The sequence below is a fragment of the Peptoniphilus faecalis genome (assembly GCF_012976305.1).
In the GTDB taxonomy this organism is placed as follows: Bacteria; Bacillota; Clostridia; order Tissierellales; family Peptoniphilaceae; genus Peptoniphilus_A; species Peptoniphilus_A faecalis.
Window position 1 is genome coordinate 1 of record NZ_JABDSR010000026.1, and the last position, 8,802, is coordinate 8,802.

Annotated in this window: 8 protein-coding genes and 1 pseudogene; all 9 read right to left on the reverse strand. The window is 30.2% G+C overall.

From position 1 onward, the window contains the following. The coding region (locus HKO22_RS10460; RefSeq protein WP_235932860.1) for a DNA topoisomerase at positions 1 to 691 on the reverse strand (691 nt) is incomplete at its 3' end. A gap of 93 nt (positions 692 to 784) precedes the next feature. Further along, entirely contained in the window at positions 785 to 1,768 is a 984-nt protein-coding gene (locus HKO22_RS10465) for a nucleotidyl transferase AbiEii/AbiGii toxin family protein (protein ID WP_169970485.1), read from the reverse strand. Continuing rightward, the gene (locus HKO22_RS10470; RefSeq protein WP_169970487.1) at positions 1,761 to 2,372 is read right to left on the reverse strand and encodes a DUF6088 family protein; all 612 of its coding nucleotides are present in this window, start codon (positions 2,370 to 2,372) and stop codon (positions 1,761 to 1,763) included. Before HKO22_RS10470 ends, HKO22_RS10465 begins: the two co-directional genes overlap by 8 nt. 73 nt (positions 2,373 to 2,445) lie before the next feature. After that, positions 2,446 to 3,306, reverse strand: coding sequence for a CD1107 family mobile element protein (locus tag HKO22_RS10475; protein WP_169970489.1), 861 nt, complete (start codon positions 3,304 to 3,306; stop codon positions 2,446 to 2,448). 14 nt (positions 3,307 to 3,320) lie between these two features. Further along, positions 3,321 to 4,658, reverse strand: a pseudogene (locus tag HKO22_RS10935) (stalk domain-containing protein); the annotation flags it as partial. Between the two features lie 353 nt (positions 4,659 to 5,011). Next, the gene (locus HKO22_RS10490; protein ID WP_075658700.1) at positions 5,012 to 5,824 is read right to left on the reverse strand and encodes a hypothetical protein; all 813 of its coding nucleotides are present in this window, start codon (positions 5,822 to 5,824) and stop codon (positions 5,012 to 5,014) included. 407 nt (positions 5,825 to 6,231) lie between these two features. Continuing rightward, positions 6,232 to 6,978: a hypothetical protein gene (locus tag HKO22_RS10495; protein ID WP_169970491.1), complete on the reverse strand. Its 747-nt coding sequence runs from the start codon at positions 6,976 to 6,978 to the stop codon at positions 6,232 to 6,234. Continuing rightward, positions 6,944 to 7,282, reverse strand: coding sequence for a hypothetical protein (locus HKO22_RS10500; RefSeq protein WP_075658696.1), 339 nt, complete (start codon positions 7,280 to 7,282; stop codon positions 6,944 to 6,946). The genes HKO22_RS10495 and HKO22_RS10500 overlap by 35 nt, the downstream gene beginning before the upstream one ends. A 286-nt stretch (positions 7,283 to 7,568) precedes the next feature. Then, positions 7,569 to 8,802, reverse strand: a 1,234-nt coding sequence (locus HKO22_RS10505) for an amidase domain-containing protein (protein WP_211660244.1), incomplete at its 5' end; no start/stop codon positions are given.

Genomic DNA, 8,802 nt, shown 5'->3' on the forward strand with positions numbered 1-8,802 from the left:
TATCAATCCTATCTGATACAAGTTTCAATCCTCCATAAGATAGGTCAACTGTATAATATTTTTGCTTCTTAAATAGGTTTATTTCGCTATCTCTTTTAGCTATTAAATATAGAGTTGGTGTTTGTACTCTACCAACAGAATATGTTTCCTTATAAATGCAAGAATAAAGCCTACTTAGATTCATTCCTACCAGCCAATCTGCAATTGCTCTTGCACTTGCTGATCTATATAAGTCTTCAAAATTTTCTCCGTTTTTAAGATTTCTAAATCCATCTTCAATAGCTTTGTTTTCCATTGAAGATATCCAAAGTCTTTGAATCTTCTTCTTACATTTAGCTTGATTATATACAAGCCTAAAGATAAGTTCTCCTTCTCTTCCAGCATCACAAGCATTTATTACTGTGTCGATGTTCTTATCGTTTAAAAGCTTCTTTAAAACTCCATATTGTTTCTTAGTGCTTTTAGATAATTCATAAATATATTCTTCTGGAATTATAGGAAGAGTGTCTATTGTCCATTTCTTCCATTTTTCATCAATCTTATCTGGACTTGCCATTTGAATTAAATGACCTACACACCAAGAAACAATGTATCCATTCCCCTCATAATATCCGTTTTTTCTTGTTCTTGCTCCAATTACTTTTGCAATTGTAACTGCTACACTTGGCTTTTCTGCTATTACTAACTTCATTAATACCTCCTTAAATTAAAAAAAGAGCGAAAGATTTCTCTCTCGCTCAAAGTTTTTCTCCCGAATAATATATTGTTTTCGGGAGAATTCGATTTACTTATTAATTTCTTTTTCTAGTTCTTGAAGAACTTTTATAATCTCTTCAAAGTTTGGATATTCTCCATATATCATTTCTGACATAGCCTTATAATCTTTTTCTATTTCAGAAAATCGGTATTTTCTTGGGACTAATTTTAATCTACCATCTAATGCTTCTTCATACTTTGCCCACTTCCTAGGATAAAACTTCATTTTGAATTCAGTTACTTTCTTTAATAACTCCTTATCCTCTAAGGCTCTGTCTTTGAAATCTGAATTTGCTATTTTATATAAGTCATAAAAGTGTCTTGCATACCTATGTGGCATAGGAGAAGATTCTGGTCTATTTGCTTCGTGGTGTAAAATTGTTGCTTTTTCCCAAAAAGTTCTCTCTGCTGATACTGTTCTTATATTAGTTTTTTCTTTAAAAACATTTGGATAGGCTTCTCCAATTATTGGCAGGATTTCCACTTCAATTGCAGGTGTCCATGCTGCAAGACTTCCTATTTCGAGTCTTATATTTTGTGTTAAATAATTAGATTCAAAGATTTTAGGATATTTACACATAATTGTCTGTGGATCACTTGTATCAATGGAAAATACAAAGTCCAAGTCTTTAAAATCTTTTTCTAAAACTTTTAAAAATTCATCTCTTAAAAATTCTTCTGTCTTTTCATTAACTTCTTTGTTGAATTTATCTTGCTTGGTATTTGATCTTTCTATCCATGGTTCTTTTTCTTCATATCCTAATACTCGCCAATCTAAGATTAGATCTATATCTTCAGAAAATCTTTCTATAAGTCCAAAACACTTTGAAAGTGATGTTCCACCTTTAAAAGTAAAATATTCTTTCCATTTATTTTCATTAAATAGATAGTCTAAGATAAAAGTAACCCAATAGTCTTTTTCAATGACTGCTTCAGATATATTTTTCTTTCTGGCTGTATTTACTATTAAAACTCTTAAATCGTCCTTGTTTCCTATATAAAACCTATTCATTTTTGCCCTCAGAAATTTCTCTTATTACTTCATATATCCATGATGGAACTGATTTTGATTCATTCATTAAGTCTGTTCTTTCTTTTTCAGCTAAGTTTTCTCTTATCTTTTGTATAACTTTGGCATTGATATTTTCTTTCCCTAAAGACTTAATTGCTTGAATTACAGTCGCTGTCTTTAGGGACATATTAGCAATCTCTCCTGGATTTACTTTTTTAAATTCTAAAATTGTATCTCCAATTTTATATTCTTTATATCTTCCACTAGATATATATTTATAATGTGTTGGTACTTGTGTTGAAAGTCCTAATAGGTTTAAGGCTGTGCTATTATATGGTGCAATATTCCAATTGTATTTTCTTGCTATGGCAAGTGCTAATTCGTGAATTGATACTGCTTCGTACTCTCCAATTAATTCACTATATCTTGGATTGTAATAAAAGCCATCAATAACACGCTTAATTTTTCTTTCATTAACCATTCTATTCAATGTCTTTCTAGCAGTTTCATAAGAAGCAATATCTAAAAAGTCATTAGCAAAAAATACTTTATGTGAGTCAAAATCATTTATTTTATCCGATATTTTTTCTGTATATGAACTCATTACAATCCTCCTTTGTCCCAAATATCATATCATATCTGGGACAAAAGTTCAATTGTACTTAAATTTAATATTCTTATAATAGTTCATCATCTTCATCTAGTGATTCTTCATGACTTTCTTCATTGTCAGATTCATCTTCTGACTCACTAATATAATCCTCATCATCTTCTTCAAAGTCTTCCAACATTCTATCTTCTTTTGCTTTGACTACCTTAAAATAATATCCTGCTACTATAACTCCTCCAATTACAAGTGCAATAATTAGAAATGAACCTATTCCACTTTTCTTTTCTTCTTTTACTGGAACAACCGTAGGCTCTTCTTTTTTTACTTCTTCTTTCTTAGGCTCTTCAACCTTTATAGTATTTTTGTCTTCTGATTCAATCATATTAAGTAGGTCTTGCTCTCCTACTTCTGTCAATAGCCTTACATTATCTTGATTTGATGAGTGATCCACTATTAGGTGCATAGTTTTTCCACTTTTAGTTTGAAATGTTAAAAATTGTCTTACATCTACTGGATTTTCTTTATCTTTTTCTGTATCTCCACTTGGTGTAATATCTTTTCCATTCCTATCTACATTTTCAATTACCGAACCTCTTGCCTTATTTTCCTGTGTTGCTAGACTATTTACTGCCTTTGTATTACCACCTTTTACAAGTGGGGTTTTCTTTGGAGGATTATTTGAAGGCTTATTTGTTTCACTTGTATTTCCTGGTATTCTTGGAACATCTTGATAAGGAATTTCTTCTTTTGATGGTGTAAAAACATCATCTTTCAACATTTTTTCAAATTCTTCTTTTTGTGGTTCATAGATTGATTCGTTTTGACTTTCAATCTGTCCTTCATTTGTCATCGCAAATGTAGCTTTTGGTACTGTAAATGTAAAAAGGAGTAACGCTATGGCTACTCCTCGTTTAATACTCTTATTCATTTTTCTATCCTTTCTTATTTTACATTTTTAAATACATAGACTGCTTTTCTAGCATTGTCCCATTCTATTGTTTGGTTTTTACCATCTTTAATATCTCCATGACTTGCTCCAAAAGCTTTAGCAATATTTGAAATTGAAGCATGAATTCTTCCATTTATAATCACTGGCTTAACATCTGAATTGAATACCTTTCCATCTGAATCTTTCATAACACCAGTATCAATATTTAGTCTTAATGTCTTTTTAGCTAAGATATTATTCTCTTTATTTGAGAAAATAGCTTCACGAGTAGAATTGTCATACTCAACATTAAAACCTAGAGTATAAGCAATATATCTTACTGGAATCATAGTTCTTCCTTGATCCATATAAGTTTTTACATCCATGTAGACTGTTGTCTTACCATCTTTGTTGATAATGTTATAGAAGTTTTTGTCAACTTGGAAAACTGCAAATTCTTTTTCATCTTTAACTTGCTTTTTGTCTTGTTGTTCCTCTTGCTTTTTCATCTTGTTAAGATCAAATTGATTTAGAATGTTCTTGTCATCAGCTTTCAAAAGTTCGTCCCACTTCTTATCTTGAGATTTATTATCTTCTTTCTTCTCTTTGTTTTCTTTTTGGAGTTTTAGAAGTTCATCTAATTTCTTAGATAAGTCTTGATTTAGGTTTTTGTCTTTTTCATCTTTAGCTTGCTTTTCAAGTTCTTCTTTTGCTTTTTTATTTGCTTCCTCGATTAACTTCTTGGCTTCTTCAATTTTCTTATCTAATTCTTCTTTTAGCTTTTTAATTTCTTCATCAGAAGCTTTTTGTTTCTCTTCTAGTCCTTTAATCTTATCTTCTAATTCTTTTTTTGTATTTTCAGAAGATTCTTTCAAACTATCAATAGCCTTTTGAAGCTCTTCAATTTTCTTACAGCATTCTGACTTAGAATTTTCTGTCTCTTTCTTTTTAGACTCAAGGTCTTTTATCTTAGTATCTTTTTCATCAAGAGCTTTTTCCAACCCCTTAATTTTATTATCTTTATCTTCAATTTCTTTAGTCTTATTTGCAAGTTCCCCTTCTAAAGACTCAAGCTTTTCTTGCATTTCTTTGATTTTATTTTCGTTTTTGTCGGTCTTCTCTTTCTCAGCTTCTAACTCCCATTTTGTAGATGAATAATCTTCTTTTAGTTTTGCATTTTCATCTTGTAATCTTTTTAATTCATCTTTAAGCTGAGTAATTTCTGCTATTAGTTCATCATTATTGGAGTTTTTAAGATCCTCAATTTCTTTATTCAATTGAGCAATCTTATTATCTTTTTCTCTAATTTCTTCTTCTAACTTAGCCTTTTCTTCTTTTAGCTTCTCTCCATTACCTTCTGCAAGAGCTTGTTCAGCTTGTTTCTGAGCCTCTTTTAAAGAGGTTAATTTATTTTTTGTTTCTTCTAAGGTCTGACCTAATAGCTTATGCTTTTGTGAGATAAGTTCAGTGTTGCCTGGATCAAGTTTAAGAAGTTTATTGACATCACGAAGTTCTGATTGGGTATGTTTTATCTCTGTATTTACTTGTTTTAGTGCGGTCTGTAATTTGGTAGTATCTCCACCAATCTCAACAGTTATCCCTTTTATTCTATTTGCCAATATCTCACCTCCTTAATTTTAGGCATCAAAAAAGCACCTAGATTTTCTAGATGCTTCTTAGCTAAGTTTTTTTATCTCGTAATGAATTAAAACGAATCTCCTCCAATTATTTTACCATTATAAGCATCAACATATATTAATACATCTTCAATCTCTATAACATAAGCTAAATGAAGAACACCAGCTTTTTGAACTTTGATATTGTTTTTACTGTCTACTAAAAATGATGAATCCTTAAAAAAGTTATTAGATTTGATTACTTTTAACGAAATATTTTGAACACTTTCTGATTCCTTTTCATTAGATGCTGATAAAAAATCTTTTGCTATATTTTTAGCTTTTATTTCATCTATCTTAGGTGGTTCTTTTATTATAAAGTCATCTATACTATCATATAGAATTATAGCGTTCTTATTTCTATCGAATACTACTCTAATTTGATTGTATGGGTTGAAAATATTAGCAGCATTAGCTTTATAAAAAGAATGCATCTTATATTCTTTTGTATAATAGCCTATTTCTTCTTCTGTATAGTCAAATGGAATGTATTTATCTTTGATAAATTTTACATATTCTTTTTTTGGATATTCTAAATCTTCCGCACTATCTTCATCCCACTTAAGAGTTGATAAAGCATCTACATGAATCACATCACTATTATTATCAAAAATAAAGATAGCCCCTTCAGAAGACTCAATTTTTATCCCTCCATTATCCAGATTTTCTCTTTCTTTATAGAGCATTTCTCCATCTTTTTCATTATATCCGAAATCCTTTAAGGTACTAATTATTTTAACTTTATCTAAATTATCAATCGAATTCATTTTCTTGGAGCATGCCATTAATAAAAATATTAAACAAATACATATTAAATATTTTAAAATTATTTTATTTTTCATAGTCACTTGCATGGTATTTACTAAACTCTACCTGATATATTTTTATCACCCCAAAAACGTATATAATAATATGTTCCTGGCTTCTCAATAGCTCTTAATACATTAGAATAAAATGTTTTGCTTGGATTTCTTCTGACTTGATGCTTTAAATTTCCAGTAAAATCTAACATTGTACCTAGTTTAACCCCTTTATACCAACCTAAAAATATTTTCCCATTTGAAGATCCGCTAATACCAAAAGCGTCTCTCCACCTTGTATCTTCTGCCGTATTACACCCATTTAAAAAAACAAATTTCCAACAACAAGTAACATCGTTTAGACCTAAATATCTTACATAACCATACTCTAACCCATTTCCTAAAGATATTGGTGAGGCATGACCGGAAAATGCAAACGCATAATTGTTTCAATCTCCTCGAACAAATCTTCTTAAGCTTACCCCATTATCATTGTCTGCTGAATCTGTATATGAATTATATCCCAACGAATTAAGGATAGAATTAATGTTGGATGCTGAACTAGTAAAATATTTTGTATTTTTGCCCTTATGTGTTCCATAATATGAAGCCCCATCTTTTGACGCTGCAAACTCATCTCCACCTATTATTTCACCGGTATAAGCATCAACCAAAACAGAAAAATCATCAAATGTAACAACATATGAACAATGTAATGGTCTTTCTAACTGTCTATTGGCATAGATTTCTAAGTCAATATCGTTTAATCCTTCAAGCGAATTATTTTCAAAATAGTCATTTTCTTTTCTGACTTCCAACTCTATCAAAGGAATCCCAGAATAATTGAATTTTATATTATTATTCTCACAATAATTAATTGCTATTTCCATTGCTTCATTTCTATCAATCTTTGGTAGACCATTTACAATATACTCATGGCACTGATTAAACCCTAAAACGGTATGCGTTTTAAAATCTACTGTTATTTTATATGAATCATAATAATTTGTTATATCGTATTGATTATCTTTCAAACAAATAATCTGATGGAATCCATCCAAAATAGGTTTTACTTCAATAATGTTGTAATCATTAGGCACATATTTAGATACTATTAAATCAATATATTTTTTATCTGTATCAATAAAATACTTCTCATTTTCATCTGTATAAGGATAAACTATCCGCAATATCATATTGATCTACAGAGACTACATCCAGATTTTCTGTTAAAGTAATTTTTCTTTTACCTTCATCAGATACAATTGATATAAGACCATCATTTTTTCTTATTTCTATATTTTCACCTTTAGTATCATTAGCACTCATACTATAGAAATGTATATTAGTGCCTTGCGTTTTAAAATTAAAATCATTCAATATTTCATCTATTTCTGTTTTAATATCCTTATCTACATAGCTGCCCGCAAATACAACACTTGGTGCTAAAAACGATACCAGCACTAATAAATATCCAATAAAAAGTTTAATCTTTTTCATACTGACCTCCTGTGAATTTTTTGCTTATATATTGTGTTCTTATGGTTTATATACTACAGTCTATATCGCCATTCTTATACCTTTGTGGATTTAAATATACCATTTAATTTCCTCCTGCGCCTCCACGACACTGCTCACACTCAAATTTATCAAAACCAAATAATGTATAAATACATGTACTTAGTTTATTTGCAATTTCTATTCCTACTGGAATCGTTGGTTGAGCTTCTCCTCGTTCCAAAAGACTAATGTATTGTCTTGTTACACTTAACTCATCAAACCCTAGTTATAATTTATAAACGACATATACTCTTACTTTAACATTATCTCCACTAAGCCATCTTACACCTGTATTTTCATTATTGACTCTACCTGAATGGTTTCTTACGCCAACATCTTTTGTATTATTGTTGAAGCCAGTTATTATTAAAGTATGATATGCGCCATCTTTAGAGTTTAAAAAAGATATAGGGTATCCAGCTTGTGCATAGTTGTATAACCTTGAAAGTTCTCCATTTTTACTCAGATCGAAATCCTTATAAGCATATGATCTTGAGACCCAGTGCCACTTAAACATATTTGCCCCACGCCATGTAGAAGATACTTGGCTTGGTTCTTTTTTTGAACCATAAGAAAACCAGTTTCTACTATCGTCTATTTTAGGATATTCGTGTTTCATCTTTTTTTCTCCCGCATACAGACATTGAGAAACGAAATTAGCACAATCAACATCCCAATCAGGATAACTGGGATTATAATCTTTCCAATACTCTTTTGCATAAGCAACACATTTTGAAGCTGCATCTTTTTCAGAGCTTCTATATAAAATATTTGTTTTCAAATATTTTTTAGCAATTGTTTCGTCGAAATTATCTTCTGATTCCATATCCTCAATATATAACAATGCTGATTCTTTGACTTCGTTTGGTAAACTATTAATATGTCTTTTTAGAATATTTATATTTTCTTCTGTCGTGTCCAAAGTAGCGTAGTAATTAGGCTTGAGATTTTTATTTATATAGTCGACAATGGCTTCATACCCATCAGGTTCTTTAGCTGAGCGGATTATAATATCCTTAGCTTCATACTCTGAATCATCAATCGTATACTCTATCTTATTTAACATATTCGCTTTTGCTTTTTCTGCGATAGCCTTATTTGAAAGATTTGGATACATACCCCTGTACATATTGAAAATCTCAATATAAGATGATATATATTGATTTATAGACTTTTTTTCCATGGTCGGATATAGGTTCTGTAGTTCTGTCAAAAAGGTTTTGGTTTCATATTTGTCGTCAATATTAACTTTTGAAACTTCATTAGCACTAAGTGCTTTTAAAACTTGACTTGGCTCATAGTTTACACTTAATTGTTCCTCTTTACTTAGACCATTAAACCATTCTTGCCATTCTTTAGGGCTGACTTTTGAGTTATTATTTGCTGATGAAGCAAATACATTTGTTGCCATTGCTGTTAACAGCATCACCATGGCTATTAATAGAGTAAATCTTCTCTTC